This window comes from Methylopila musalis (assembly GCF_042679725.1).
Classification (GTDB): Bacteria; Pseudomonadota; Alphaproteobacteria; order Rhizobiales; family Methylopilaceae; genus Methylopila; species Methylopila musalis.
Genome location: NZ_JBHTMX010000033.1, coordinates 1 through 22,885, shown reverse-complemented (window position 1 = coordinate 22,885; position 22,885 = coordinate 1). Strand labels below are relative to the sequence as shown.

Here is a 22,885-nt window from a genome sequence, read left to right as displayed (position 1 = left end):
GAACCCGCCGTTCCGGCGGAGCCGCAGCCGGCGCGCCTGCGCGCGATCGAGGGCGGCGGCCAGCGCACGGCGCCGGCGCGGCCTCAGCTGCGGATCGTCACCAGTCCGACAGCTTGATGTCGTCGGAGAACTCCACGTCCGGGATCTCCTTCGTCACGGCCTGCGCCGCAATGACGGTCTGCTTCACCGGATCGTAGGTGAGCGACGGCGAGCCCGCGAGCGCCCAGCCCTTGCTGAGCGCCGCCGACACCCGCTTGCAGAAGGCGGAATCGTCGGGGCCGGTGAGAAGACGGTAGAGTTTCATGAGTTGCGGACGCTTGACGGTTGGGGATCAGCCGCGCTTGCCGTAGCGGCGGTCGAACTTGGCGGCTTCGTGGCGGGCCCAGATGAGCGCGGTCAGGCCGATCGCAAGACCGCCGATCGGCACTGCGAACTGAAACCACAGCGGGAGCTGCATCGCCTAATCCTCGCTTCGCAGGACGCCGAGCACCGCCTGCGCAAACAAATGTAATGCGATGGCGGCCAGAATCCAAAGGGCTGCGAACCACGACGCTTTGCCGGTCGTGACGGGCACGAGCACCGCCGCGCCAAGGATGGTCAGGCCCACCGCGTTCGATGTCGAGGCGGCGAGTTTAAGGCGCTCGTTCGTGCGCTTCGCCCGAAGCCGCCGTTCGACGTCTTCGGGCGAGCGCTCCGTCACATCACGCCGCCTTCTTGAGCAGGCCGCGATTGGCGAGGCATTCGGCGATCTGGACCGCGTTCAGCGCCGCGCCCTTGCGCAGGTTGTCGGAGACCACCCACAGCGCGAGGCCGTTGTCGACCGTCGGATCCTCGCGGATGCGGGACACGAAGGTGGCGAAATCGCCCACGCACTCCACCGGGGTCACGTAGCCGCCGGGCTCGCGCTTGTCGACGACCAGCACGCCCGGCGCCTCGCGCAGGATGTCCCGGGCCTCGTCCGCCGAGAGCGGCTTCTCGAACTCGATGTTCACCGCCTCGGAATGGCCGACGAACACCGGCACGCGCACGGCGGTGGCGGTGAGCTTGATCTTGGGGTCGAGGATCTTCTTGGTCTCGGCCACCATCTTCCATTCCTCCTTCGTGTAGCCGTCCTCCATGAAGACGTCGATGTGAGGAATGACGTTGAAGGCGATCTGCTTCGGGAACTTGCCGCCCTCGTGCTCCGGCGACTGGTTCACGTAGATGCCCTTGGTCTGGTTCCAGAGCTCGTCCATGGCGTCCTTGCCGGCGCCGGAGACGGACTGGTAGGTCGAGACCACCACGCGCGTGATCCTGGCCGCGTCGTGGAGCGGCTTCAGCGCCACCACGAGCTGGGCGGTGGAGCAGTTCGGATTGGCGATGATGCCCTTCTTGGCGTAGCCGGCGACCGCGTCCGCGTTCACCTCTGGCACCACCAGCGGCACGTCCGGGTCCATGCGCCACACCGACGAGTTGTCGATCACGATGGCGCCCTGGGCCGCGATCTTCGGCGACCATTCGCGCGACACGTCTCCGCCGGCCGACATCAGGCAGATGTCGATCCCGGAGAAGTCGTAGGTCGCGAGGTCCTTGCATTTCAGGGTTCGGTCGCCGAACGAGACCTCGGTGCCGAGGCTCCGGCGCGAGGCCAGCGCGACGAGCTCGTCGACCGGGAACTCCCGCTCGTCGAGGATGTTCAGCATCTCGCGGCCCACGTTGCCCGTGGCGCCGACGATGGCGATCCGATAACCCATGTTCAGCTCCATCGCCGGCGCGAAGGCTTCTTAAGGGGAGGCGCCGGCGTCCTGATGTGCGCGGCGCGTCGCCGCGACGTTCTGATGACGCCAAACGGCCGCCAAATCAATCATCATGGCGCGGGCCCGCCCCATTGATGCGGGCGACGTCTCCGCCAGTTCTTAACGGCAGAGCCCATTCCGACGCCCGGAGCCCCGTCATGTCCCGCGCCTTCGCCCTTCTCGCCGCCGCAGCTCTCCTGTCCGCCGCCCAGCTGTCGACCGCCGTCCCCGCCGCCGCCCAGTCGGGCGAGCGCCGCGCCGCGTCGGGCGGCGGCGTCTCGGTCACGATCACCAAACAGTCGAACTATCTGAACACCCGCACGGTGGCGCGCCCCAACAGCCGCGCCACCTACGAAACCTCCGCCGTCTACCAGTCCTCGACCCCGACGCGCGGCCCCGGCGGGTTCGAGCGCTGGCCGCTGCCCTCCACCTTCACCCTGCCGGGCTACTGACGCGCGGATCGTCCCCCGTCGCGGGCGCGCCGCCGGCGGCGGGGGGAACGATCGGCCTATGGGAAGCGACCTTGAAAAGACGGTCCCTATGGGCTATGTAGTGTTCATCGATCTTGCTCGTTGAAATTTGTTACGCGTTCTGAACGCGACGGCGAACTTCCTTTCAAAATCGATCTTGTCGCAACGCTCGGCAGACGGCCGGGCGATCGAGAAACTGTGTCGATTTAAGGAAAATCGTCATGATCAACGGCACCGTGAAGTTCTTCAACACCCAGAAGGGCTACGGCTTCATTCAGCCCGACAACGGCGCGACGGACGTGTTCGTCCACATCTCCGCGGTCGAGCGTTCCGGTCTCCACACCCTCGTGGAAGGCCAGAAGGTCTCGTTCGAGGTGGTGCAGGATCGCCGCTCGGGCAAGAACGCCGCCGAGAACATTCAGGCGGCGTGACGCGATATCGCTTCCGGCCCGCGACCACGGATGTACTGGCGCGGGCGGTCGAGGCGAGTGGGAGAAGGTCGGGCATGCGCCCGGCCTTTTTTCGTTTTTAAGGAGCGCGAACGTTGACGCTGACAAAAGACAGTCTGTTCAAGCCCTCCAAGGCGGAAGCCAAGGGCGACGCCACCACGCGCGCCGCGCGCGCGATCATCGATCAGGAGACCGCCCGCCGGGACGCCAAGACCGAGCGGCTCAAGGCGGCCCGCCTCGCGCGGGACGAGGCCGAGCAGGCCGCCGCGGCGCAGGCCGCTCCCGCTCCGGCGCGCAAACGCCGCGCGGCCGTAGCAAAAGCCTGATCCGAACGACGCTTTACGGCTGACGGGCGGAATTCCGATCAGGCGTTCGTGCGCCGCCCTCTGTGCTGTTTGGATGTTCTGAAGCCGCCGTCGACGATGGTGTGATCGCGGGCGAGCCTGCGTCAGGCCAGCGCGTCGATCTCGGCGTCGGACAGGCCGCCGGGCACGATCGCCACCGGAATCGGGAAGGCGCCCGCCGCCTTGCCCACGATCGCGGACACCAGCGGGCCGGGCCCCTCGGTTCCGGAGCTCGCGGCGAGGACCAGAAGGGCGATATCCTCGTCCTCTTCGATCAGAGCGGCAAGTTCGCCGGCTCGGTCGCCTTCGCGCACCACCTGCTCGGGCTCCACCCCCGCCACCGCGCGGGCGTGCGCCGCCACGCGGGCCAAATGGGCGCGGGCCGCGGCCTCCGCCTCCTCGCGCATCACGTCGCCGACCCCGAACCAATGCTGGAATTCGCCGGGCGTCACCACAGACAGCAGCGCCAGCGTCGCGCCGACGCGACCGGCGCGGCGGGCGGCGAAGTAGACCGCGCGGCCGCACTCCTCCGTGTCGTCCACCACGACGAGGAACTTCGGGCGATGCCCGGCTTCGTAGGAACGGCGCGGCGCGGCGGTCATGGCCGGAGCATGCGCGAGGCGGGCGCGCGCCGCAATCGGAACGGCGGCGTCGTCCCCCGCCGTCTGAAACGTCAGCGGGCGCCGAACGCCCGGCGCAGCATCTCCATCTGGCCCTCGAGCGGATGGCGCACCGGCGTCTCCACCATCACCGCGCCGTCGAGCTGCACGTCGAGGATCTGCACCCGCTCCTGCAGGCGGGCGGTGCGGTCGATCAGGTCGCGCAGGCGCTCGGGCAGGCGGCCCAGCATGTCGGGCGCGAGCGTGGAGGCCACCGGCGACAGTCGCACCTTCAGCTTCTCCTCCCGCGCCTGGTCGAAGGACATCTCGCCCTCGTTCACGGCGCGCTGGAGCAGCAGCCAAGAGGCGATCTGCATCAGGCGGGTGGTCAGCCGCATGCTCTCGGTGGCGTAAGCGATGGATTCCGAGCGTCCGAGCAGGCGGGATTCGGCCCGGCCGTCGCCGTCGAGATAGGCCGCCGTCTCCTCCACCAGCGCCATGCCCTCGCGGAACAGCGCCGTGAAGGCGGCGGAGCCCACGAGGCGCGCCCCGAACGAAACCGGCGCGTCCTGCGGGTCGACGCGCTCCAACCTGTCGTTCATGGATCCTGGCCCTTTCCTCGGCGCTCGGCGCCGGCGACAGACTTAGCCGCCGCGCAGCATGGCATCAACGCGAGGAAACGGGCAATCAGCGGGCCAACCGCATCGTTATCCACGGCGGAGGCGCGCCGCATGGTTACCGGGCCGGCCACGAAAAAAGGCCGCCGGGTCACGGCGGCCTGAAGTCGAATGACAGGGAGGCGTCATACAGAGTGGACAGGAACCACTCGAAATCCAGAAGCTGGACACCCTTATTCATGATCGGGAAAGGTTAACGCCCGCTTAATGTGGGCGCGCTCCGCGCTCGATTGTCAGGGGTTTCAGCCCTTCGCTCAGCTTCGGAACACGTTCTCCGCCGCGTCGCGGTGGGCGGACTTGGCCGCGATCGCCGCTTCCAGCCGGGCGATCTCGCCGCGGAGCGTTACGATGCGCTCGTTCAGCTCGCCGACGGAGAGCCGGTCCAGCGGCTGGCCGATCTGGTGGGCCGAATCAGCGGCCGGGCGCGCCGGCCGATCGTCGTCGAACAGGGACATTTCCGTCTCCTCATCCGTCATAGCGGGACACGGAACCGTGCCGCATCGGGACGGGCGCGCGCAAGCCGCCGATGGGCGAAGCCGCACGACTGCGTTGCGCGCGGCGACGGCAAACCCTATACAGGGCGCAACCCCCATCATCGATATATGGTCAGGGCTCCGCCGCGAACCGGCGGCCGGAGCGAGAGGAGCATTGCACCCATGTCGAACGCGCCGCTGATGCCGAAGGCGACCGCGGTCTGGCTGGTCGAGAACACGTCGCTGTCGTTCGCCCAGATCGCCGATTTCTGCAAGCTGCACGAGCTCGAGGTGAAGGCGGTCGCCGACGGCGACGCCGCCCAGGGCATCAAGGGGCTCGACCCGATCACCTCCGGCCAGATCACCCGCGAGGAGATCGAGCGCGGCCAGGGCAACCCGAACCATCGCCTGCAGCTCGCGGTCTCCAAGGTGCGGCTGCCGCCGGTGAAGCCCCGCAAGGGTCCGCGCTACACGCCCGTGTCGCGCCGGCAGGACCGGCCGAACGCCATCCTCTGGCTGGTGCGCAACCATCCGGAGCTGAAGGACACCCAGATCATCCGTCTCGTCGGCACAACCAAGTCGACGATCGCGGCGATCCGCGACCGCACCCACTGGAACGCGGCCAACCTGACGCCGGCCGATCCGGTGACGCTCGGCCTGTGCTCGCAGATCGACCTGGACTTCGAAGTCTCCAAGGGCGCCAAGGCCAATCCCGACGCGGTGCTGCGCCGCGAGGAGGAGGATACCCTGCTGCCGGCCGAGATCACCACCGGCGAGGACGCGGCCGCCGAGGAGCGCGAACTCGACGTGGAGAGCGTGTTCGCCAAGCTGAAGCAGCTGAAGCGCGACGACACGGACGACGACGAGGACGACGACCGCCGCTGAGCGGCTCCGCCGGCGCGCCGGTTCCGGAGCTTCTGTCCGGACCGGCTTCTGGCATGATGGGCGTTCCCGATCCCGAACAGCCCGGGCCTCACGCATGCCGTTCCTGAACGACCCCCGCCGCGGCGACATCGAGGACGACGCGTCCAGCACCAAGCTCTGGTCGCTCGCCTCGCTCGCGGGCTGGGTGCTGGTCGAGATCAGCATCCCCAAGCTGCTGCTGGCGAGCGTGCTGCTGTTCGGCCTGCCCTGTCTGCTGCTGGGCGCGGCGCCGCTGCTGGTCACGGCGTGGCTGTCCTCGGCGTCGAGCAGCGTCACCCAGCTCGTCACCGGGCTGGTGGCGCCGGTGGCCGTGCTCGCCGGGCTGATCGGACTGGCGCTGTTCGGGCTGCGGCCGGCCTTCCGGCTGGCGGAGCGCAGCTTCTGGTCGCTGAACGCGCTCACCGTGCAGCCGAGCTTCGTGCTGTGCCGGGAGGCGATGCGGCATTTCCTCGCCCACCGGCTCTCGCTCTATCTGCGTCGCGACGGCGCGCGGGTGGGGCGCTTCACCGCGCTCGCCGCCGCGAGCCTGATGTCGCTCGCCGCCGCCGTCGCCGCCTGGCTCGCCTGGCCCCATTCGCGCTGGATCGGCTCGTGGCGGGAGATCGCCGAGCCGCTGTCGCTGCTCGGGGCCGCCTTCGCCAACAGCGTGGTGCTGTTCGGCGGCTATGTGGCGGTGGTGGCGCTGGTCTGGGGCTGGGCCGACTCCGCCATGGGCCAGCCGGTCACCCTGTCCCGACGTGATCCGGAGCCGCAGGGCGGCGCGCGGCCGCTTCGGGTGGCGCATCTGTCCGACCTGCACACGGTCGGCGAACGGTTCGGCTTCCGCATCGAGAGCGGCCGCAAGGGGCCGCAGGGCAACGAGCGCCTCGTCCGCACGCTGGCCGCGCTTCAGCGCGCGGACGAGCAGGACCCGCTCGATCTGATCCTCGTCACCGGCGACATGACCGACGCCGGCCGCGCGGCCGAATGGTCCGAGTTCCTCGAGGCGCTGGAGCGTCATCCGGAGCTGAGGGACCGGATGCTGTTCCTGCCCGGCAACCACGACGTCAACGTGGTGGACCGGGCCAATCCGGCCCGGCTCGACCTGCCGTTTTCGCCCGGCAAGAAACTGCGCCAGCTGCGCGCGCTCGGCCTTCTGGCGGGGCTTCAGGGCGACCGCGTCCGGGTGGGCGTTCCCCCCGAGAAGGGCGAGGCGCCCACGCTGAACGCGTGGCTCGCGCCCCATGCGGCGGCCATGACGACGTTCCTGCGCACCGGGCGCGGCAAGCGCGCGCGGGACATCCGCGCGCTGTGGGACGAGGCGTTTCCGATGTGGACGCCGCCCGCGACCCCGGACGGGCTTGGCGTCATCCTGCTGAACTCCAACGCCGACACCCATTTCTCCTTCACCAACGCGCTCGGTCTGATGCCGGCCGAGCAGGAGCGGCGGGTGGACGCGATCCTCGGGGCCTATCCCGAGGCGGCGTGGATCGTGGCGCTGCACCACCACCTCACCGAATATCCGCGCCCGACCCGCTCGCTGTCGGAGCGCATCGGCACCGCGCTGATCAACGGCAGCTGGTTCCTGCGCCAGCTCAAGCCCCAGTCCCGCCGCCTCGTGGTGATGCACGGCCACCGCCACGTGGACTGGACGCTGTGCTGCGGCGACCTGCGGATCGTCTCCGCCCCGTCGCCGGTGATGGGCGAGCCTTACTTCCTGATCCAGCGGTTCACCGCTGGCGACGGACGGCTCGGGCTCCTGAACGCGCAGCGGGTGACGCTGGGGGACGAGGCCGAGGGGGCGGCGCCCGACGCTCTTCGTCCTTCGACCAATGTGACGCCGGGCCGCTTTCCCGCGCCGATCCCGGGCGTCTAGAACGGGGTGGCGGGCGCCTGCGGCGGGCGGCGCCCCGATCGCTCCCACGCCCGCTCCGGACCGGCCTGCCGCCGGGCGATGACGCCATGACCACGATGAAGCGCCTGCTGGTCCTCGTCCGGCACGGGCAGAGCGAGGACAACGCGCAGGACCTGTTCTCGGGCCTGCGCGACCCCGACCTCACCGCGCGCGGCGTCGCCGAGGCCCATGCGACGGGCGAGGCGCTGCGCGATCTCGGCCTCCGCTTCGACCACGCCTTCACCAGCGGGCTCCGCCGGGCGCAGCGCACGCTCGCCATCGTGCTGGACGAGCTCGGCCAGCCGGACCTGTCCGTGACGCGGGACCCGGCCCTGAACGAGCGCGACTATGGCGAGCTCGCCGGCCTCAACAAGACCCAAGCCCGCGCCCGGTTCGGGATCGAGCAGGTCCGCATCTGGCGCAAGTCGTTCCACGAGACTCCGCCCGGCGGCGAGAGCCTCGCCGACACGGCCGAACGGGTGTGGCCGTTCTACGAGCGCGAGATCGCCCCTGTGGTGGCGGCGGGCGGCCGGGCGCTGCTCGTCGGCCACGGCAACGCCCTGCGCTCCATGCTGATGCGGCTCGACGGCGTCGACCCCACCAGCATCGAGGAGGTCAACATCGGCACCGCGCAGTTCCTGGTCTACGCGATGGCCGAGGACACCGGCGCGCTGGCGCGGGTGGAGATCGCCCCGACCGTCTGAGGGCGGCCCGTCGTCATTTCCGCCCGGTCAGCCGCCCGCGCCGGCCGTCTCCCAGCCGAGCATGGCGCGCTTGCGGGTGAGGCCCCAGTGGTAGCCGGTGAGCGCGCCGGTCGCGCCCACCACCCGGTGGCAGGGCACCACGAAGGAGATCGGGTTGCGCCCGACCGCAGCCCCCACCGCCCGCGCCGCCTTCGGGCGCCCAAGCTCCTCCGCCAGCCGGCCGTAGGTGGTGGCGCGCCCGAGCGGGATCGACAGCAGCGCCCGCCACACCTCCACCTGGAAGTCGGCGCCGATCAGCACCAGACGGAGCGGCCGATCCGAGCTCCACAGCGCCGGATCGAAGGCGAGCGCCGCATAGGGCGCCACATGGGCGTCGTCGCGGATCATCCGGGCCGCGGGCCAGCGACCGGCGAGATCGTCGCGGGCGTCCGGAACGCCCGCCTCGTCGTCGGCGAAGCCGAGCCCGCACAGCCCGCGGTCCGTCGCCGCCAGCACCGCGAGCCCGAAGGGCGAGGGCGCGACGCCCCAGCGGATATCGAGCCCGGCGCCGCCGGTCTTGAACGCGCCCGGCGACATGGCCTCGTGGGTCACGAACAGGTCGTGGAGCCGGGCCGGTCCCGACAGGCCGAGCTCATAGGCGGCGTCCAGCAGGTTGGCGTCCTCCCGCCGCAGCAGGCCCCGCGCCCGGTCCAGCGTCACCGCCTGCAGGAAGGCCTTGGGCGACAGGCCGCACCAGCGCCGGAACACGTGGTTGAAATGGGACGGCGACAGGCCGACCGCCGCCGCCACCTCCTCGGTGGAGGGCTGGTCGCGGAACCGGGTCGTCAGGTGCTCCAGCGCCCGGCGCACCACGTCGTAGTCCGAGCACGGCTCCATGGGCGCAAGCGCGGTCAGGGTCGGGGCGGGCGGCATGGCGGTCTCCGGCGAACGGAGGCGGAGCATGGAGGGCTCTAGCGTCCGCCGCCACCCGAAACCGCTGGCGTCGTCACTCCGCCGCGGCCCGCGGCCCGGCCTTGGCGACGGCGAGCGCCGCGCCGAAGGCGTCCGCGAACTGGGCGCGCTCCGCCGGCGACAGCGCCTGCGCCAGGTCCACCGCCGTGCGCCGCTCCCGCACGGCGAGCCGCGTCATGCCAAACTCGTCGTCGGTCTCGCTCTCGATCCGGGTCCAGAGCGGGTTCATGCGCCAGTCCCGGCGCTCGCCCCGATGGGTGACGCGGGAGATGGTCAGCTCCACATAGGTGAGCGCGATCCGCTCGCAGGCGCGGGCCTGGGCGAAGCTCGACCGGAGCGCGAGCCACAGCAGCAGAACGTCGAGGCCGAAGAAGCCCACCACCGGCCAGGCGCCCATGAGGAAGAAGGGCAGGCTGACCACAGCCGACAGCGCGCCGAAGCCCAGCACGAGGATCCGCGCGCCCCGGTCGCTGAGGGAGCGGTGGGGCGTGATCTCGGCGGCGAAGACCTGCCGGTCGGCCGCGTGTTCGGGGCTGGCGGGAGAGGCCATGGCGTCAGTATAACCCGTCCATGCCGCCTCGCCAGAGCCCCCCGAAGACCGCGCGCCCGCGCCGCGCGCCCAGAGCCCCCGCGCGGCTGCCGCCGGCCGTGGCGGAGGAGATCTTCCGCCGCTTCCACGCGCGCGATCCCGAGCCCAAGGGCGAGCTCGACTACGTCAACCCCTACACGCTGCTGGTCGCGGTGGTGCTGTCGGCGCAGGCGACCGACGTCGGCGTCAACAAGGCGACCCGCGGCCTGTTCGCGGAGGCCGACGCGCCCGAGGCTATGGTGGCGCTGGGCGAGGACCGGGTGCGCGAGCACATCCGCACCATCGGCCTGTTCCGCACCAAGGCCAAGAACGTGATCGCGCTGTCGGAGCGGCTGATCGCCGAACATGGCGGCGCGGTGCCGCCGTCCCGCGCGGCGCTGGAGCTGCTGCCGGGGGTGGGCCGCAAGACCGCGAACGTGGTGCTCAACATCGCTTTCGGCGAGCCGACGATCGCGGTGGACACGCACCTGTTCCGGGTCGGCAACCGCACCCTGCTCGCGCCGGGAAAGACGCCGCTGGAGGTGGAGCTCGGGCTGGAGCAGGTCGTCCCCGACCGCTACCGCCGCCACGCCCACCACTGGCTGATCCTGCACGGCCGCTACGTCTGCAAGGCGCGCGCGCCCGACTGCCCCGCCTGCCTGATCGCCGACCTCTGCCCGTTCGAGCCCAAGACGCCGCCGAAACCCGGCGCGGCGGAACGGGTATAGGACGCCCCCCTTCCTTGTTCCGGCCTTGAGCCGGAACCCAGAACCGCCGACGTTTCCGGCGCGGGCGGAAGCGGCGACATGGCTTTGCACCGCCAGTGTTTCTCGGTCCCGGCTCAAGGCCGGGACAAGAGGGGTGGAGCCTCCGGCGACGCCCTGCGCTCCTTACTCTCACACGACACCGAAGCCGGCGACGCACGCCCCTTCCCTTGTCCCGGCCTTGAGCCGGGACCCATTGCCGCCAACGTTTCCGGCGCGGGCGGAAGCGGCGACATGGTTCTGATGCGGCGTGGGTCTGGGTCCCGGCTCAAGGCCGGGACAAGAGGGGTGGAGCCTCCGGCGACGCCCTGCGCTCCTTACTCTCACACGACACCGAAACCGGCGGCGCACGCCCCTTCCCTTGTTCCGGCCTTGAGCCGGAACCCATTGCCGCCGACGTTTCCGGCGCGGGCGGAAGCGGCGACATGGTTTTGAACCGCCAGAGTTTCTGGGTCCCGGCTCAAGGCCGGGACAAGGGAAGACGCCGCTCGAAGGGGCGTGGACGTCAAGAAAATCACGGAGACGGCGCCGCGCGTCACATCCCCGCGCCTGTCCTGACAGCGGCTCGCAGAAATTTTACGGGGTGCGCCGGGGTCGCCCGTTCACTTCCCAAAGGCCCGCTCGTCCGCGGCGCCGAAGGGATGTGCGGGGAAGCCCATGACCACCCTGACGAAGGCGGAGCTGAGGGACGGCTCCAACGCCCGCCTCACCGGCGCGGAGGCGCGCCGGCTCGCGGAGCAGGCGGCGCTTCAGAACGTCGCCAACTGCTACGTGCGCGAGATCGATCCCGGCGCCGTGGTGCGCCACCGCCCGCCGGGCGAGGTCGCGGCCGATCATCTGGAGCTGCCGCTGCGCGACCAGAACGGGGCTCTGCGCGTCGAGGCCCTGGCGCTGTCCGCCTGCGGGCCGCACCGGCTCGGCCGCGCCTACATCCGGCGCGGGGAGGGGCAGGACTGGGCGCGGGTCGATCCCATGACCGCCGTCATCGCGCTGCTGCACGAGGCCTATCGCAGCTTCGGGCCGGAGCGGGCGGAGCGGCTCCGGGGCTGCGAGCTCGAACTGCTGTCGCGGGTGCTCGGCAGCTACCAGTCGGCCGCCGCGTGCCTCGCGGCGGGCGCGGGGGAGTGCGACGACGACAGCTTCATCGCCGCCGAACAGTCCATCGCCTTCGGCCACTGGCTGCACCCGACGCCGAAGAGCCTGCAGGGCATGACCTGGTGGCAGCGCCCGGCCTACCAGCCGGAGCACGGCGGCCGGTTCCGCCTCACCGTGTTCGCGGCGCCCGCCGGCCTGACGCGCCACGCCTCCGCCGCGGCGCTGTCCGCGCCCGAGATCGCCCGCGCCTTCCTCGGGGCGGACGTCGACCGGCTCGGGCTCCAGGACGGCGAGGTTCCGCTGCTGATGCACCCGCTGCAGGCGGAGGCGCTGCTGCTCGATCCCGAGGTGGCGGGGCTTAGGGATCGCGGCGCGTTGCGGATGCTTGGGCCTGCGGGGCCGGAGGTCGCGGCCACGTCGTCGGTGCGCACGCTCTGGACCTCCGAGCGGGCGTGGATGCCGAAGTTCTCGCTGCCGGTGCGCATCACGAATTCTGTGCGGGTGAACAAGCGCCACGAACTCGAGGCGGGGGTCGCGGTGGCGCGGCTGTTCGCGAAGACCGACTGGCTGCAGCGCCATCCCCGCTTCCGGGTGATCCAGGATCCGGCCTGGATCACGCTCGATCTGCCCGGCCGCGCGGAAAGCGGCTTCGAGACCATCTTCCGCGAAAACCCCTTCGTCGCCGGCCGGGACCGGGGCGTGGCCACGGTGGCCGCGCTCACCGCGCCGCCGCTGCCGGGCGGGCGCTCGCGGCTCGAACGGCTGGTGCGTGATCACGCCGCGCAGGATGGCCTGCGCCCGGCGGAGGCGGCGAAGGCGTGGTTCCGCGCCTATATGGACTGCGCCATCGCGCCGCCGGTCGCGCTCTACGACCAGCTCGGCGTCGCGCTGGAGGCGCACCAGCAGAACACCCTGCTGGACGTGACGGGCCTTTTGCCCCGCGCCGCCTATTACCGCGACAGCCAGGGCTTCTACCTCTCCAACAGCCACCGCCACGCGCTCGATCGCGTCATCCCGGAGGCGGCGTCGATCGGCGCGCTCTACTTCGACGACTGCGAGATCGCCGAGCGCTTCGGCTATTACCTTCTGGTCAATCAGGCCTTTTCCGTCATCAACCGCATGGGCCATGACGGGCTCGTCTCCGAGGCCGTGCTGCTCGACATGCTGGCGGAGCGGCTGGAGCGCATGGCGCGCGAGACGCCGGGCGTGGGCGGGGCCTTCGCCCGCGCGGCGCTGGACCGGCCGTCCATCGCCTCCAAGGCCAATCTCGTCACCCGCCTGCTCGACATCGACGAACTGGACGCCGACGACGAGGCGGCGGTCTACGCCCGCGTCGACAACCCGCTGTTCGGCCGGAACGGCGCCTGCGACTTCGGGGGCGACCGTGCCGTCGCCGTCTGACGAGCGCGTCGTCCGCCAGCTCGCCGCCGCGCTGCTGTTCGAGCGCATCGTGGCGGCGCGTTCCGAGCCGGCCGATGTCGGCGGCGGGCTGACGCGCCATACGTGGTCGGGGGGCGGGCGCCGCTTCCGCTGCCTCGCCGGCGAAGGCCCGTTCGGCCGCCTGCGGATCGCGGAGGGGGCGGTGGAGACGCTGGAGCCCGCAGGCTGGGCGCCCGCGACGCTCGACGCGCTGGTGGACGCCATCCCGGCCGAAGACGCGGAGCGTGAGGCGCTGCGCGGCGAACTCCGCCAGACCGCGGCGCTCTGCGCCTGGAACGCCCGCAACGTCGCCCGCCGCATGCGCCGGGGCTTAAGCTTCGCCGAGCTGGAGTCCCGTCTCGACGAAGGTCACCCCTACCACCCCTGCTTCAAGACCCGCACCGGCTTCACGGAAGCCGACCACGCGGCCTATGGCCCGGAGGCGGGGGCGACGTTCCGGCTCGTCTGGCTCGCCGTCGCCCGCGACCGCCTGCGGCAGGCCCTGCCGGAGGATGAGGCGGCCTTCCTCGCCCGCGAGCTCGGCTTCGAGGCCGCGCGGGAGCTGACGCGCCGCCGCGACGCGCTCGGCCTCGACGCCGCGTCCCACGGCCTGATCCCGGTCCATCCCTGGCAATGGGCGCGGCTGAAAGCGGGCGAGTGCGCGGGGCTGGTCGACAGCGGCGCGATCCATGATCTGGGCGAGGCCGGCGACCGCTACCGCGCCACCCAGTCGGTGCGCACGCTCACCAATGTGGACCATCCGGCCCGCGCCAATGTGAAGCTGTCGCTCGACATGGGCGCGACCTCGGCGCTGCGCACCATCGAGCCCCATTCGGTGGAGGCGGCGCCGCTGCTGTCCGACTGGTTGGCGGGGATCGTCGCGGACGATCCGGCGTTGGCGAACGATAGCCGGCTCAGCATCCTGCGCGAATACGCCGGCATGGTGGTGGATCGGGACGGTCCGCTCGGCGGCCGGCTGGCGGCGCTGTGGCGCGAAAGCCCGGCCGCGGCGCTCGCGCCCGGCGAGCAGGCGACGCCCTTCAACGCGCTCGCGGCGCGGGAGCCGAACGGCGAGCCGTTCGTGGCGGCCTGGCTTGGCCGTCACAGCGCCACCCGCTGGGTGGAGCGGCTGATCGAGGTCGCGGTCGTCCCCGTCTGGCGGCTGCTCACCGCGCACGGGATCGCGACCGAGTCCCACGGCCAGAACATGATCCTCGTTCACCGCGACGGCTGGCCCGAGCGCGTGATCCTGCGGGATTTCCACGACTGCGTGGAATATGTGGACGGCTTCCTCTCCCGCCCCGCGCCGGATTTCGCGGCCGTGGACCCGGCCTACGCCGACGCGCCGCTCAACCGCTTCTTCCCCATGGACCGGCTGGAGGAGCTGCGCGCGCTGGTGATGGACGCGCTGCTGGCCTTCAACCTCACCGACCTGTCGGCGCAGCTCGAGGCGGGCGCGGGCTTCCCCGAGGCCGAGTTCTGGCGCCGGCTCGCCGCGCGCCTTCTGGCCCACGACGTCGCCCACGGCCTGCTCGACCGTCGCGCCGCGCTCGGCCTCGACGCGCCGGAGGTGGCGGTGGAGCGGCTGCTCGCCCGCAAGCTCGGCGGCCCCACGGCGGCGCTTCTCGCCCCAAACCCCCTTGCGGCCCACGCCGCGAGCCTCAGCGAGGCGTCATGATCCGCGTCGACGACCGTCTGCTCGATCCCAACACGCTTGCGGCGGAGGGCGCCCGCGCGCTCGGCGATCCGGACGCCCTTTCGGGCGCAAGCGTCGCGGTCTGCGCGCCGGACGCGGCCGGCTGGCTCGGCCTGTTCTTCGCGCTTCGCGCCGCAGGCGCCGGCGTGCTGCCGATCCATCCCGCGACGCCCCACGAGGCGGCCCGGCGGCTGGCGACGCAGGCGGGCTGCTCGCGCCTCGTGTTCCACGGGACGTCCGAGACCCTCGCGCCCGAGACCGCGCGGGGCGGCGGCGTGCTGCTTCAGATGAGCTCCGGCACCACCGGCGCGCCGAAATGCGTCGCGCGCGGCTGGGACGAGATCGAGCGCGAGCTCGCGTCCTATGTGGCGGCCTTCCCGGACACGGACGACATGACGCCCGTGGTCGCCTGCCCGACCACTCATTCCTACGGGCTGATCTGCGGCCTGCTCGCCGGACTGAAGCGGGGGCGGACGCCGGTCCTGATCGACCCGTCCAATCCGAAGGCGCTGATCCGCGCGCTGCGGGAGGCCGACCGGCCGGTGCTCTACGCCTCGCCCGCGGTGCTGCACACGCTGGCGCAGCTTCTGCCGGCCGGCGAAACCCTTCACGCCGCCATGACGTCGGGCACGCTGCTGCCGGAGGCGTGGTTCGCGCGCATCCGCGCCCGCACCCGCCGGCTGTTCCAGCAATACGGCTGCTCGGAGGCGGGCGTGATCGCGGTCAATGCGGAGCTTGAACGTCCGGAGATCATGGGTCGCCCGCTGCCGCACCTCGCGGTGGCGGCGGGCGCGGGGCCCGAGGCGCCGGCGGAGATCGTGGTCACGGCCGGGGGGCGCCGGATCGAGACACGCGATCTCGGCTGGATGACGTCGGAGGGGACGCTCGGCTTCGCCGCGCGCCTCGACGACACCATCAACGTCTCGGGCCTCAACGTCTATCCGCAGGAGGTGGAGGACGTGGTGATGACGCTGCCCGCCGTCACCGACGCGGTGGCCTTCCGGCTCGCGGACCGGTTCGCGGGCGAGCGGGTCGGCCTCGTGTTCAGCGCCCGCGAGGCGGTGCCGCCCCGCGACGTGATGGACTGGTGCCGCAAGGCGCTCGCCGGCCACCAGCTTCCGGCCCAGGTGGCCCAGCTCGACGCGGTGCCCCGCCAGGCCAACGGCAAGGTCAGCCGGCGGGAGATCGCCGCCTCCTTCGCAAAGGGCGAGCTTCGCATCCGGGAGGAGGCGCGATGACCTTCGAGACCGTCGTCGAGGCGATCCACGCCACCCTGCGGGACGACATGGAGCGGCCGCATCTGGACCGCTTCGGCCCCGAGGCGCGGCTGAACGAGGACCTCTATCTCGACAGCATCCTGATGCTGCACCTGTTCCTCAATCTGGAGTTGCGCCACGGGCTGGCGGCGCCGGAGGAGGCGATCGTGCGGCAGGATCTCGCGACCGTCGGCGATCTGGCGCGGCTGTTCCTCCGGCTTCAGGACGGCGCGGAGGCGCCCGCCGAACCGCCGCCGCCCGCCGTCGCCGCAACGGAGGGGCTCGGCGTCCATGGCGAGGACTATGTGGACCTCAAGATCCACTGCTTCGTCTCCTGCGTCTGCGCGGCGCTCAAAGCCCGCGGGATCGACCACCGGGCGTTCTACTTCGGCGTCTGGGACGCGGATTTCGCGGTGGAGGGCCACGCGCTGCGCTACCACGCGGACGGAATCAGCCACGCCTCCTTCCACCGCTGGTTCGAGCGGCTCTACGGCGTGACCGTCACCGAATGGTACGACCACGCCGCGCCGAAGGAGGCGAACGTCGCCCGGCTGCTGGAGCTGGTGGCGAACCGCCGGGACAGCGTCTCGGTGATGGTGATGCTCGACCTGTTCCACCTGCCGGAGCGGGAGAACAAGTTCAACCAGAACCCGTTCCCCCATTACCTCATGCTGGAGACGGCGGCGGACCCGGACCGGTTCGTGGTGCGCGATCCCGACTTCCGTTGGGAGGGTGAGATCGCCCGCGACGCGGTGCTGAACGCGGTGCGCCAGCCGACGGTGGCCGGCGGCTACGTGTTCGACGGCGACGAGGCGCGCCCCGCCCGCGACGCCGACGTGGCGGCCTGGTTCGAGGCGACGTTCCGCCGGCGCGACAATCCGCTGGTCGCCGCCGTGCGCGCGATCCTCACCGCCCATCTCGACGGCCGCGACGGTCGAACGCTCGCGGGCCTGCCCGAGGCGCTGAAGGAGCTGCCGGTGCTGGCGATCCGCAAATACGCCTACGAGCACGGCTTCGCCTTCTTCTGGCGGGCGCTGAACCTGCCGGACGCGGATTTCCAGGGCTGGGCCGACGAGATCGAGGCGCTGGCGCTCGGGCTGAAGGCCTATCCCCTGCAGGCGCTGCGCCTCGCCGAGACCGGCGACCGGACGCTCGCGCCCGCGGCCTTCGCCGAGCTCGACCGGCTGGAGCGGCTGGAGGCGGCGATCAAGCGCCGCCTCGGCGAGGTTTTCGACGACTGGAGGGCCGCGCGCGGCCTGAACGACCGGAGGGCGGTGGCGTGAAGGTTTCCATCTGCACCATCAGTTTTCGTCACCAGCTCACGTCGCTGAAGGAGATCGCGACCTTCGCGCGGGCGAACGGCTTCGATGGGATCGAGCTCTGGGGCGTTCACGCCCGCAATCTGGCCAAGACCCCGCTGCTGAACGCCGAATGGCTGGCCACGCAAGGGCTGAGCGTCCCCATGGTCAGCGACTACCTGCCGACCGACGAGGACGACCGGCTGGTGCGCGCGCGCGCCGCGCGGCTGTGCGAGCACGCCGTCCGCTGGGGCGCGCCGCTGATCCGCACCTTCGCCGGCGCCCGCGGCAGCCTCGATGTCGGACCGGAGGAGCGCGCGACGATCGTCGCCCGGCTGCGCGCCATCTGTGCGGTCGCGGAGGCGCACGGGCTGGCGCTCGCGGTGGAGACCCATCCCCACACGCTCGCGGACTGCCTCGCCTCCACCCGCCGGCTCGCGGAGGAGGTGGACCACCCGGCCTTCGCGCTGAACTTCGACGCGCTGCACGTCTGGGAGGGCGGCGACGACGTGGTGGCGGCCCACCGGGCGCTGAAGCCGTGGATCCGGCACCATCACCTGAAGAACGTGCGCGCCCGCGCCGATCTCGGCGTGTTCGAGCCCGCCAACGTCTACGCCGCCAACGGCCGGCGCGAGGGCATGACGCCGCTGTTCGCCGGTGCGCTGGACTACGCCCCGCTGCTGGAAGAGATCGCCGGCGACCCGACGGTCGCGGCCTCGCTCGAATGGTTCGGCGACGACGTGCTGGAGACGCTGGCCCGCGACCGGCTGGAGCTTCAGGCGCGGCTCGCGGCCGCGGCTCCCCTCGGCGCCGCGCAGGGCGGGTGAGGCCCCGCCGGGTTCGTGACTGGCGGGCGAGAACGTTATCGGTTCTATAGGCCCCGAAACGAAGACAGAAGGACCGGCAGACCCATGCGTCGCGTCATCGCCGCCGCCCTCGCCGCGCTCGTCTCCTCGAGCGCGGCTTTCGCCGTCGACATCGAGACCGCGACCGGTCCGGTGTCCATCGCCGAAACGCCCAAGCGCGTCGCGGCCTACGACATCGCCTCGATCGACACGCTGGAGCGGCTCGGCGTGCAGCCGGCAGGCACGCCGGTCAACCTCTACACCTCGGCGCTCGACGGCGTGGCGAAGAAGGCGAAGCCCGTCGGCACCGTGTTCGAGCCGGACCTCGAGGCCCTGAACGCGCTGGAGCCCGATCTGGTCATCGTCGGCGGCCGTTCGTCGCCGAAGAAGGCGCTGGTGGAGAAGGTCGCGCCCGCGATCGACATGAGCCTGACCGGCAACGACCTGATCGGCGGCGTGCGCGCCCGGGTCGCGGCCTTCGGGGCGCTGTTCGGCAAGGAGACGGAGGCGAAGGCCGCCATCGCCGAGCTGGACGCCGCGCTCGCCGCCGCCCGCAAAGCGGCCGAGGGCAAGGGCACGGCGCTGATCGTCATGACCAACGGGCCGAAGATCTCCGCCTTCGGCGCCGGCTCCCGCTTCGGCTGGGTGCATCAGGCGCTCGGGCTTCCGACAACGCTGAAGGAGATGCAGAGCACGCCGCACGGCGAGGCGGTGTCGTTCGAGTTCGTCGCCAAGGCCGATCCGGACTGGCTGATCGTGCTGGACCGCGCCGCCGCCATCGGCTCCAGCGAGCAGAACGCAAAGGCGACGCTCGACAACGAGATCGTGGCCAAGACCAAGGCGTGGAGGAACGGCCACGTCGTCTATGTGCCGCCAGCGGACTTCTACGTGGCGTCCGGCGGCGTGCAGGCCACCACCCGCGTCCTGAACGCGCTCGCCAAGGCGCTGTCCTCCGCCGAATGACGGCGCTCGCCGCGCCCCGTCTGACGCGCCCCGGCCTCGCCGCCGGGGCGGCGCTGGTTCTGCTCGCGACGCTCAGCCTGCTGGTCGGCGTGGTGGACGTGTCGCCGGCGCGGCTCATGCGCGACCCGGCCGCGTGGGACCTGATCTTCGCCAGCCGTCTGCCGCGCACGCTCGCCGCCATCCTGGCCGGGGCGGGGCTCGGGGTGGCGGGCCTCGTGATGCAGGCGCTTTCCCGCAACCGTTTCGTGGAGTCCACCACCGCCGGCACCGACCAGAGCGCGGCGGCGGGCGTGCTGCTGATGACGATCCTGTTCCCGGCGGCGGCCCTGCCGGTGAAGACGCTGGGAGCGGCCGCGGCCGCGCTCGCCGGCACCTCGGTGTTCCTGGCGGTGGCCCAGCGCCTGCCGCCGAGCCAGCCCTATCTGGTGCCGCTGTTCGGCCTGATCTACGGCTCGGTCATCGGCGCCGCGGCGCTGTTCGTCGCCTGGCAGACCGATCTGGTGCAGTATTTCGGGGTCTGGACCCGGGGCGAGTTCTCCGGCGTGCTGCGCGGCCGCTACGAGCTGCTGTGGATCAGCGCGGTGATGGTGGGCGTCGCCTGGTGGGCGGCGGACCGGCTCACCATCCTGTCGCTCGGCAAGGACGTCAGCACCGGGCTCGGGCTCGACTACGCCGCCATGATGCGGCTCGGCCTCGTGATCGTCTCGGTCATCTCGGCGCTGACGGTGGTGGTGGTGGGGGCGGTGCCCTTCGTCGGGCTGGTGGCGCCGAACCTCGTCACCCGCCTGATCGGCGACGACCTGCGCCACGCCGCCCCCTGGACCGCGTTCGTTGGCGCGAGCCTGACGCTCGCCTGCGACCTGATCGGCCGGGTGATCCGCTTCCCCTACGAGATCCCGGTCGGGGTGGTGATGGGCGTGGTGGGCGCCCTGCTGTTCCTGTGGCTGCTGTTCGGACGCCGCGCCCGTGGCTGACCGGCGCGCGCTCTGGGTCTGCGTTGGGCTGGCGCTGCTGGCGCTCGCGGCCTCCGCGGCGTTTCTCGGCCTCAACATCCGGGGGAACGTGATGTTCGCGCTGGAGCTGCGCGCCACCCGGCTCGCGGCGCTCGTCACCGTGGGCGTGGCGGTGGCGGTCTCGACCGTGGTGTTCCAGACGGTCACCGGCAACCGCATCCTCACCCCCACCATCATGGGGCTCGACGCGCTCTACGCGCTCATCCAGTCGCTGCTGGTGCTGTCCTTCGGCGCGCTCGGCTATGCGGCGCTCGACCCGCGGCTGAAGTTCCTCGGCGAGACCGCGCTGCTGTCGGCGCTGGCGCTCGCGCTGTTCCTGCCCATGCTGCGCGCCCGGCTCGACATGACGCTGATGCTGCTGGCGGGCGTCGTCACCGGCCTGCTGCTGCGCAGCCTTCAGGCGCTGGTGGAGCGGGTGCTCGACCCGAACGACTTCGCGGTGGCGAGCGCGGCCGGCTTCGCGAGCTTCAATCTGGTCCATCCGGAGCTGCTCGCCGTCGGCGCCGTCGTCACGGCCCTCGGCTGCGCGCTCGCCTGGCGCCAGCGGCATGTGCTGGATGTGGCGGCGCTCGGCGCCGACCCGGCGGTGTCGCTCGGGATCGACTGGCGGCGCACGGTGGCGGGCCTGCTGATGCTGGTCGCCATGCTGGTCGCGGTCTCGACCGCGCTGGTCGGGCCGGTGGTGTTCCTCGGGCTGCTGGTGGTGGCGCTCGCTGAGCGGCTGGTGGGCACCCGCCGCCACGCCGCGCTGCTGCCGGCGGCCGCCCTGATCGCCGTCGTGGTGCTGGTGGGCGGTCAGGCGCTGCTCCAGCATGGGCTGGGCGGCGCCTCCGCGCTCGCCGTGGTCGTGGAGTTCGTCGGCGGCCTCGTCTTCCTCACGCTGCTGATCGCGGAGAGCCGCCGCCGATGATCGTCGTCGAGAACGTCTCCCACGCCCATGGGCCTCATCGCGTGCTGCACGACGTGTCGCTCGCCGTGCCGCGGGGCGGCGTCACGGCGCTGATCGGTCCGAACGGCGCGGGCAAATCCACCCTGCTGTCGTTGATCGGCCGGCTGCAGCCGCTGCAGGCGGGCCGCATCACGGTTGACGGCCTGCCGGTGGACGCCACCCCCGGCCGGGAGCTTGCGAAGCGGCTCGCCATCCTGCGGCAGGACGGGGCGGTGGCGAGCCGGCTTAGGGTGCGGGAGCTGGTGGGCTTCGGCCGCTTCCCCCACAGCCGGGGCCGGCTGACGGCCGAGGACCGCGCCCATGTGGAGCGCGCGCTCGACGCCTTCGGCGTGCGGGAGCTGGCGGACCGATTCGTGGACACGCTGTCGGGCGGGCAGCGCCAGCGCGCGCTCATCGCCATGGCCTTCGCGCAGGACACGCCGGTGCTGCTCCTGGACGAGCCGCTGAACAACCTCGACATGCTGCACGCCCGCGAGCTGATGCGCCGCCTGCGCGCCGCCGCAGACGCTGAGGCGAAGACCATCGTGGCCGTGCTGCACGACATCAACCACGCCGCGGCCTACGCCGACCGGATCGTCGCGCTCCGGGACGGGCGGGTGGTCGCCGACGGGGCGCCCTGCGACCTGCTGACGCCGGAGACGCTTGCGACCGTGTTCGGCCAGCCGCTGCGGGTGGAGCGGGTGGACGGCACGCCGGTGGTGCTGCACCACCTCTGATTCCAGCGGCCGGGCGGCGAAACGGGCGGGCGTCGGGCGGCCCGGGCCGGATCGCTTCCGGCTGTTGTTTAGAAGTATACAAATTCTGATATGCGCCGGCTTGATTGACTTGTGCAGACAAATTGGCTTCCTGTCCCCAGTCGAGTGGAAGCAATTTCGAAGCATTCCAATGAGTTATCTCAAGGCCAGCCAGCATGTCGCCGTGAAGGGCGGCGCGGACTCCGGGTTCGCGCCCTCGGGCGCCGATCGTGACGGCGTCTGGTCGGCCGAGCTGACGCGGATCTATCTGGAGGAGCGGGCGCGCCTGCGCCGGCTGGTCCGCCGCATCACCGGCTGCGCCGAGGCCGCGGAGGACGTGGTGCAGGACGCCTTCGTGAAGCTCAGCGGCCGGGACGTGGGCCGCGCCGATCTCGGCCTCGTGGTGCGCACCGCCCAGAACCTCGCCCGCGACGCCATGCGCGCCGAGCGGGTGCGTTCGGCCTATGCGGAGCGGGTGACGCCCGAGCAGGTGGTCGCCGGCGCGGCCGAGCCCGAGGCGCAGGCCGCAGGCCGGCAGGAGCTGGCCGATCTGCTCGCCGCGCTGAAGTCGCTGCCCTCGCGCACCCAGACCGTCTTCCTGATGAGCCGGGTGGACGAGATGAGCTATCCCCAGATCGCCCGCGCGCTCGACGTCTCCGTCTCCACCGTGGAGAAGGAGATGATCTCGGCGCTGGAGTTCTGTCGGGCCTGGCGTCGCCGTCGCGGCTGAATTTTTGAGGGGCGCGCTTTGTAGAAACGTTCCGATATAGTTCGGAGCGTTTCGGGGAAGCGAACTGGCGGCATGGCGTATCACGAGGACGACGGCGATCCGGCTGAACGGGCCGAGCGCGAGGCGACGGCCTGGTTCGTCCGGCTCAACGACCCGATGGCGAGCGATCAGGACCGGCGCGCGTTCCAGCGCTGGCTGGAGGCCGACCCCGCCCACGAGCGCGCCATGGCCGCGACCCGCGACCTCTGGGACGACCTCGCCGCGCCCGCCCGCACCCTGAGCGCGAGCCGCGCCCGCTCCGCCCCGGCCCGACACG

General features: G+C 71.6%; 27 protein-coding genes. 18 read left to right on the top strand and 9 right to left on the bottom strand.

Annotation, left to right across the window (positions count from 1 at the left end; genetic code table 11):
- Positions 1–97: 97 nt before the first annotated feature.
- From ACFQ4O_RS06360 to ACFQ4O_RS06345, 4 genes are read right to left on the bottom strand one after another with little or no spacing between them, the layout of a single operon-like run.
- Positions 98–304: a DUF1737 domain-containing protein gene (locus ACFQ4O_RS06360; RefSeq protein ID WP_378774831.1), complete on the bottom strand. Its 207-nt coding sequence runs from the start codon at positions 302–304 to the stop codon at positions 98–100.
- Between the two features lie 27 nt (positions 305–331).
- A complete protein-coding gene (locus tag ACFQ4O_RS06355) occupies positions 332–457 on the bottom strand; it encodes a hypothetical protein (RefSeq protein WP_378774830.1) in 126 nt (41 codons plus the stop codon).
- A gap of 3 nt (positions 458–460) precedes the next feature.
- On the bottom strand, positions 461–700 hold the full coding sequence (locus tag ACFQ4O_RS06350) for a hypothetical protein (RefSeq protein ID WP_378774829.1): 240 nt from the start codon (positions 698–700) through the stop codon (positions 461–463).
- A 1-nt stretch (position 701) separates the two neighbouring features.
- Positions 702–1,733, bottom strand: a complete 1,032-nt coding sequence (locus ACFQ4O_RS06345; RefSeq protein ID WP_378774828.1) for an aspartate-semialdehyde dehydrogenase — start codon at positions 1,731–1,733, stop codon at positions 702–704.
- A 200-nt stretch (positions 1,734–1,933) separates the two neighbouring features.
- Here ACFQ4O_RS06345 and ACFQ4O_RS06340 point away from each other — a divergent pair, with 200 nt between their 5' ends.
- The 3 genes from ACFQ4O_RS06340 to ACFQ4O_RS06330 all read left to right on the top strand — a co-directional run bounded on the left by ACFQ4O_RS06340 (position 1,934) and on the right by ACFQ4O_RS06330 (position 3,020).
- The gene (locus tag ACFQ4O_RS06340; RefSeq protein WP_378774827.1) at positions 1,934–2,227 is read left to right on the top strand and encodes a hypothetical protein; all 294 of its coding nucleotides are present in this window, start codon (positions 1,934–1,936) and stop codon (positions 2,225–2,227) included.
- A 239-nt stretch (positions 2,228–2,466) separates the two neighbouring features.
- On the top strand, positions 2,467–2,676 hold the full coding sequence (locus tag ACFQ4O_RS06335; RefSeq protein ID WP_378774826.1) for a cold-shock protein: 210 nt from the start codon (positions 2,467–2,469) through the stop codon (positions 2,674–2,676).
- Between the two features lie 113 nt (positions 2,677–2,789).
- Positions 2,790–3,020 carry a hypothetical protein gene (locus ACFQ4O_RS06330; RefSeq protein WP_378774825.1) on the top strand — a complete coding sequence of 77 codons (231 nt, stop codon included), beginning with the start codon at positions 2,790–2,792 and terminating at the stop codon, positions 3,018–3,020.
- 122 nt (positions 3,021–3,142) lie between these two features.
- Here ACFQ4O_RS06330 and ACFQ4O_RS06325 read toward each other — a convergent pair whose 3' ends face one another.
- From ACFQ4O_RS06325 to ACFQ4O_RS06315, 3 genes are all read right to left on the bottom strand, one after another.
- Positions 3,143–3,640, bottom strand: a complete 498-nt coding sequence (locus ACFQ4O_RS06325) for a universal stress protein (protein ID WP_378774824.1) — start codon at positions 3,638–3,640, stop codon at positions 3,143–3,145.
- A 71-nt stretch (positions 3,641–3,711) separates the two neighbouring features.
- Entirely contained in the window at positions 3,712–4,239 is a 528-nt protein-coding gene (gene rcdA / locus ACFQ4O_RS06320) for a protease adaptor protein RcdA (RefSeq protein WP_378774823.1), read from the bottom strand.
- Between the two features lie 329 nt (positions 4,240–4,568).
- The gene (locus ACFQ4O_RS06315) at positions 4,569–4,769 is read right to left on the bottom strand and encodes a DUF1192 domain-containing protein (protein WP_378774822.1); all 201 of its coding nucleotides are present in this window, start codon (positions 4,767–4,769) and stop codon (positions 4,569–4,571) included.
- A 201-nt stretch (positions 4,770–4,970) separates the two neighbouring features.
- Between ACFQ4O_RS06315 and ACFQ4O_RS06310 the strand changes: the two genes are divergently transcribed.
- The 3 genes from ACFQ4O_RS06310 to ACFQ4O_RS06300 all read left to right on the top strand — a co-directional run bounded on the left by ACFQ4O_RS06310 (position 4,971) and on the right by ACFQ4O_RS06300 (position 8,288).
- A complete protein-coding gene (locus ACFQ4O_RS06310) occupies positions 4,971–5,672 on the top strand; it encodes a DUF1013 domain-containing protein (protein ID WP_378774821.1) in 702 nt (233 codons plus the stop codon).
- A gap of 94 nt (positions 5,673–5,766) precedes the next feature.
- Positions 5,767–7,566, top strand: coding sequence for a metallophosphoesterase family protein (locus ACFQ4O_RS06305; protein WP_378774820.1), 1,800 nt, complete (start codon positions 5,767–5,769; stop codon positions 7,564–7,566).
- A gap of 86 nt (positions 7,567–7,652) precedes the next feature.
- Positions 7,653–8,288 carry a 2,3-bisphosphoglycerate-dependent phosphoglycerate mutase gene (locus ACFQ4O_RS06300; protein WP_378774819.1) on the top strand — a complete coding sequence of 212 codons (636 nt, stop codon included), beginning with the start codon at positions 7,653–7,655 and terminating at the stop codon, positions 8,286–8,288.
- Positions 8,289–8,315: 27 nt separating this feature from the next.
- Here the strand turns inward: ACFQ4O_RS06300 and ACFQ4O_RS06295 are convergent, their stop codons facing one another.
- Both ACFQ4O_RS06295 and ACFQ4O_RS06290 read right to left on the bottom strand, forming a co-directional pair.
- Entirely contained in the window at positions 8,316–9,200 is an 885-nt protein-coding gene (locus tag ACFQ4O_RS06295) for a methylated-DNA--[protein]-cysteine S-methyltransferase (protein WP_378774832.1), read from the bottom strand.
- A 73-nt stretch (positions 9,201–9,273) separates the two neighbouring features.
- Positions 9,274–9,789 (bottom strand): DUF2244 domain-containing protein, encoded by a 516-nt coding sequence (locus tag ACFQ4O_RS06290; RefSeq protein ID WP_378774818.1) that lies wholly within the window; start codon positions 9,787–9,789, stop codon positions 9,274–9,276.
- Between the two features lie 20 nt (positions 9,790–9,809).
- Between ACFQ4O_RS06290 and nth the strand changes: the two genes are divergently transcribed.
- From nth to ACFQ4O_RS06230, 12 genes are all read left to right on the top strand, one after another.
- The gene (gene nth / locus ACFQ4O_RS06285) at positions 9,810–10,535 is read left to right on the top strand and encodes an endonuclease III (protein WP_378774817.1); all 726 of its coding nucleotides are present in this window, start codon (positions 9,810–9,812) and stop codon (positions 10,533–10,535) included.
- Positions 10,536–11,228: 693 nt separating this feature from the next.
- Complete coding sequence (locus ACFQ4O_RS06280; protein WP_378774816.1) at positions 11,229–13,067, top strand: IucA/IucC family protein; 1,839 nt, start codon at positions 11,229–11,231, stop codon at positions 13,065–13,067.
- On the top strand, positions 13,051–14,763 hold the full coding sequence (locus ACFQ4O_RS06275; RefSeq protein WP_378774815.1) for an IucA/IucC family protein: 1,713 nt from the start codon (positions 13,051–13,053) through the stop codon (positions 14,761–14,763). Before ACFQ4O_RS06280 ends, ACFQ4O_RS06275 begins: the two co-directional genes overlap by 17 nt.
- The gene (locus ACFQ4O_RS06270) at positions 14,760–16,019 is read left to right on the top strand and encodes an AMP-binding protein (protein ID WP_378774814.1); all 1,260 of its coding nucleotides are present in this window, start codon (positions 14,760–14,762) and stop codon (positions 16,017–16,019) included. Before ACFQ4O_RS06275 ends, ACFQ4O_RS06270 begins: the two co-directional genes overlap by 4 nt.
- Positions 16,016–17,320 (top strand): DUF6005 family protein, encoded by a 1,305-nt coding sequence (locus ACFQ4O_RS06265; protein WP_378774813.1) that lies wholly within the window; start codon positions 16,016–16,018, stop codon positions 17,318–17,320. The genes ACFQ4O_RS06270 and ACFQ4O_RS06265 overlap by 4 nt, the downstream gene beginning before the upstream one ends.
- Positions 17,317–18,162 (top strand): sugar phosphate isomerase/epimerase family protein, encoded by an 846-nt coding sequence (locus ACFQ4O_RS06260; protein WP_378774811.1) that lies wholly within the window; start codon positions 17,317–17,319, stop codon positions 18,160–18,162. The genes ACFQ4O_RS06265 and ACFQ4O_RS06260 overlap by 4 nt, the downstream gene beginning before the upstream one ends.
- A gap of 84 nt (positions 18,163–18,246) precedes the next feature.
- Complete coding sequence (locus ACFQ4O_RS06255) at positions 18,247–19,143, top strand: siderophore ABC transporter substrate-binding protein (protein ID WP_378774810.1); 897 nt, start codon at positions 18,247–18,249, stop codon at positions 19,141–19,143.
- Positions 19,140–20,117 (top strand): ABC transporter permease, encoded by a 978-nt coding sequence (locus ACFQ4O_RS06250; protein WP_378774809.1) that lies wholly within the window; start codon positions 19,140–19,142, stop codon positions 20,115–20,117. Before ACFQ4O_RS06255 ends, ACFQ4O_RS06250 begins: the two co-directional genes overlap by 4 nt.
- The gene (locus tag ACFQ4O_RS06245) at positions 20,110–21,066 is read left to right on the top strand and encodes an iron chelate uptake ABC transporter family permease subunit (protein WP_378774808.1); all 957 of its coding nucleotides are present in this window, start codon (positions 20,110–20,112) and stop codon (positions 21,064–21,066) included. The genes ACFQ4O_RS06250 and ACFQ4O_RS06245 overlap by 8 nt, the downstream gene beginning before the upstream one ends.
- Entirely contained in the window at positions 21,063–21,821 is a 759-nt protein-coding gene (locus tag ACFQ4O_RS06240) for an iron ABC transporter ATP-binding protein (protein WP_378774807.1), read from the top strand. Before ACFQ4O_RS06245 ends, ACFQ4O_RS06240 begins: the two co-directional genes overlap by 4 nt.
- Before the next feature lie 169 nt (positions 21,822–21,990).
- A complete protein-coding gene (locus ACFQ4O_RS06235; RefSeq protein ID WP_378774806.1) occupies positions 21,991–22,569 on the top strand; it encodes an RNA polymerase sigma factor in 579 nt (192 codons plus the stop codon).
- Between the two features lie 72 nt (positions 22,570–22,641).
- The coding region (locus ACFQ4O_RS06230; protein WP_378774805.1) for a FecR/PupR family sigma factor regulator at positions 22,642–22,885 on the top strand (244 nt) is incomplete at its 3' end.

Bases quoted from the DNA above. Each gene is read 5' to 3' on its own strand.
- ACFQ4O_RS06360 (WP_378774831.1), bottom strand. From the start codon at position 304: ATGAAACTCTACCGTCTTCTCACCGGCCCCGACGATTCCGCCTTCTGC.
- ACFQ4O_RS06355 (WP_378774830.1), bottom strand. From the start codon at position 457: ATGCAGCTCCCGCTGTGGTTTCAGTTCGCAGTGCCGATCGGCGGTCTT.
- ACFQ4O_RS06345 (WP_378774828.1), bottom strand. From the start codon at position 1,733: ATGGGTTATCGGATCGCCATCGTCGGCGCCACGGGCAACGTGGGCCGC.
- ACFQ4O_RS06340 (WP_378774827.1), top strand. From the start codon at position 1,934: ATGTCCCGCGCCTTCGCCCTTCTCGCCGCCGCAGCTCTCCTGTCCGCC.
- ACFQ4O_RS06335 (WP_378774826.1), top strand. From the start codon at position 2,467: ATGATCAACGGCACCGTGAAGTTCTTCAACACCCAGAAGGGCTACGGC.
- ACFQ4O_RS06325 (WP_378774824.1), bottom strand. From the start codon at position 3,640: ATGACCGCCGCGCCGCGCCGTTCCTACGAAGCCGGGCATCGCCCGAAG.
- rcdA (WP_378774823.1), bottom strand. From the start codon at position 4,239: ATGAACGACAGGTTGGAGCGCGTCGACCCGCAGGACGCGCCGGTTTCG.
- ACFQ4O_RS06315 (WP_378774822.1), bottom strand. From the start codon at position 4,769: ATGTCCCTGTTCGACGACGATCGGCCGGCGCGCCCGGCCGCTGATTCG.
- ACFQ4O_RS06310 (WP_378774821.1), top strand. From the start codon at position 4,971: ATGTCGAACGCGCCGCTGATGCCGAAGGCGACCGCGGTCTGGCTGGTC.
- ACFQ4O_RS06305 (WP_378774820.1), top strand. From the start codon at position 5,767: ATGCCGTTCCTGAACGACCCCCGCCGCGGCGACATCGAGGACGACGCG.
- ACFQ4O_RS06300 (WP_378774819.1), top strand. From the start codon at position 7,653: ATGACCACGATGAAGCGCCTGCTGGTCCTCGTCCGGCACGGGCAGAGC.
- ACFQ4O_RS06295 (WP_378774832.1), bottom strand. From the start codon at position 9,200: ATGCCGCCCGCCCCGACCCTGACCGCGCTTGCGCCCATGGAGCCGTGC.
- ACFQ4O_RS06290 (WP_378774818.1), bottom strand. From the start codon at position 9,789: ATGGCCTCTCCCGCCAGCCCCGAACACGCGGCCGACCGGCAGGTCTTC.
- nth (WP_378774817.1), top strand. From the start codon at position 9,810: ATGCCGCCTCGCCAGAGCCCCCCGAAGACCGCGCGCCCGCGCCGCGCG.
- ACFQ4O_RS06280 (WP_378774816.1), top strand. From the start codon at position 11,229: ATGACCACCCTGACGAAGGCGGAGCTGAGGGACGGCTCCAACGCCCGC.
- ACFQ4O_RS06270 (WP_378774814.1), top strand. From the start codon at position 14,760: ATGATCCGCGTCGACGACCGTCTGCTCGATCCCAACACGCTTGCGGCG.
- ACFQ4O_RS06265 (WP_378774813.1), top strand. From the start codon at position 16,016: ATGACCTTCGAGACCGTCGTCGAGGCGATCCACGCCACCCTGCGGGAC.
- ACFQ4O_RS06255 (WP_378774810.1), top strand. From the start codon at position 18,247: ATGCGTCGCGTCATCGCCGCCGCCCTCGCCGCGCTCGTCTCCTCGAGC.
- ACFQ4O_RS06250 (WP_378774809.1), top strand. From the start codon at position 19,140: ATGACGGCGCTCGCCGCGCCCCGTCTGACGCGCCCCGGCCTCGCCGCC.
- ACFQ4O_RS06240 (WP_378774807.1), top strand. From the start codon at position 21,063: ATGATCGTCGTCGAGAACGTCTCCCACGCCCATGGGCCTCATCGCGTG.
- ACFQ4O_RS06235 (WP_378774806.1), top strand. From the start codon at position 21,991: ATGAGTTATCTCAAGGCCAGCCAGCATGTCGCCGTGAAGGGCGGCGCG.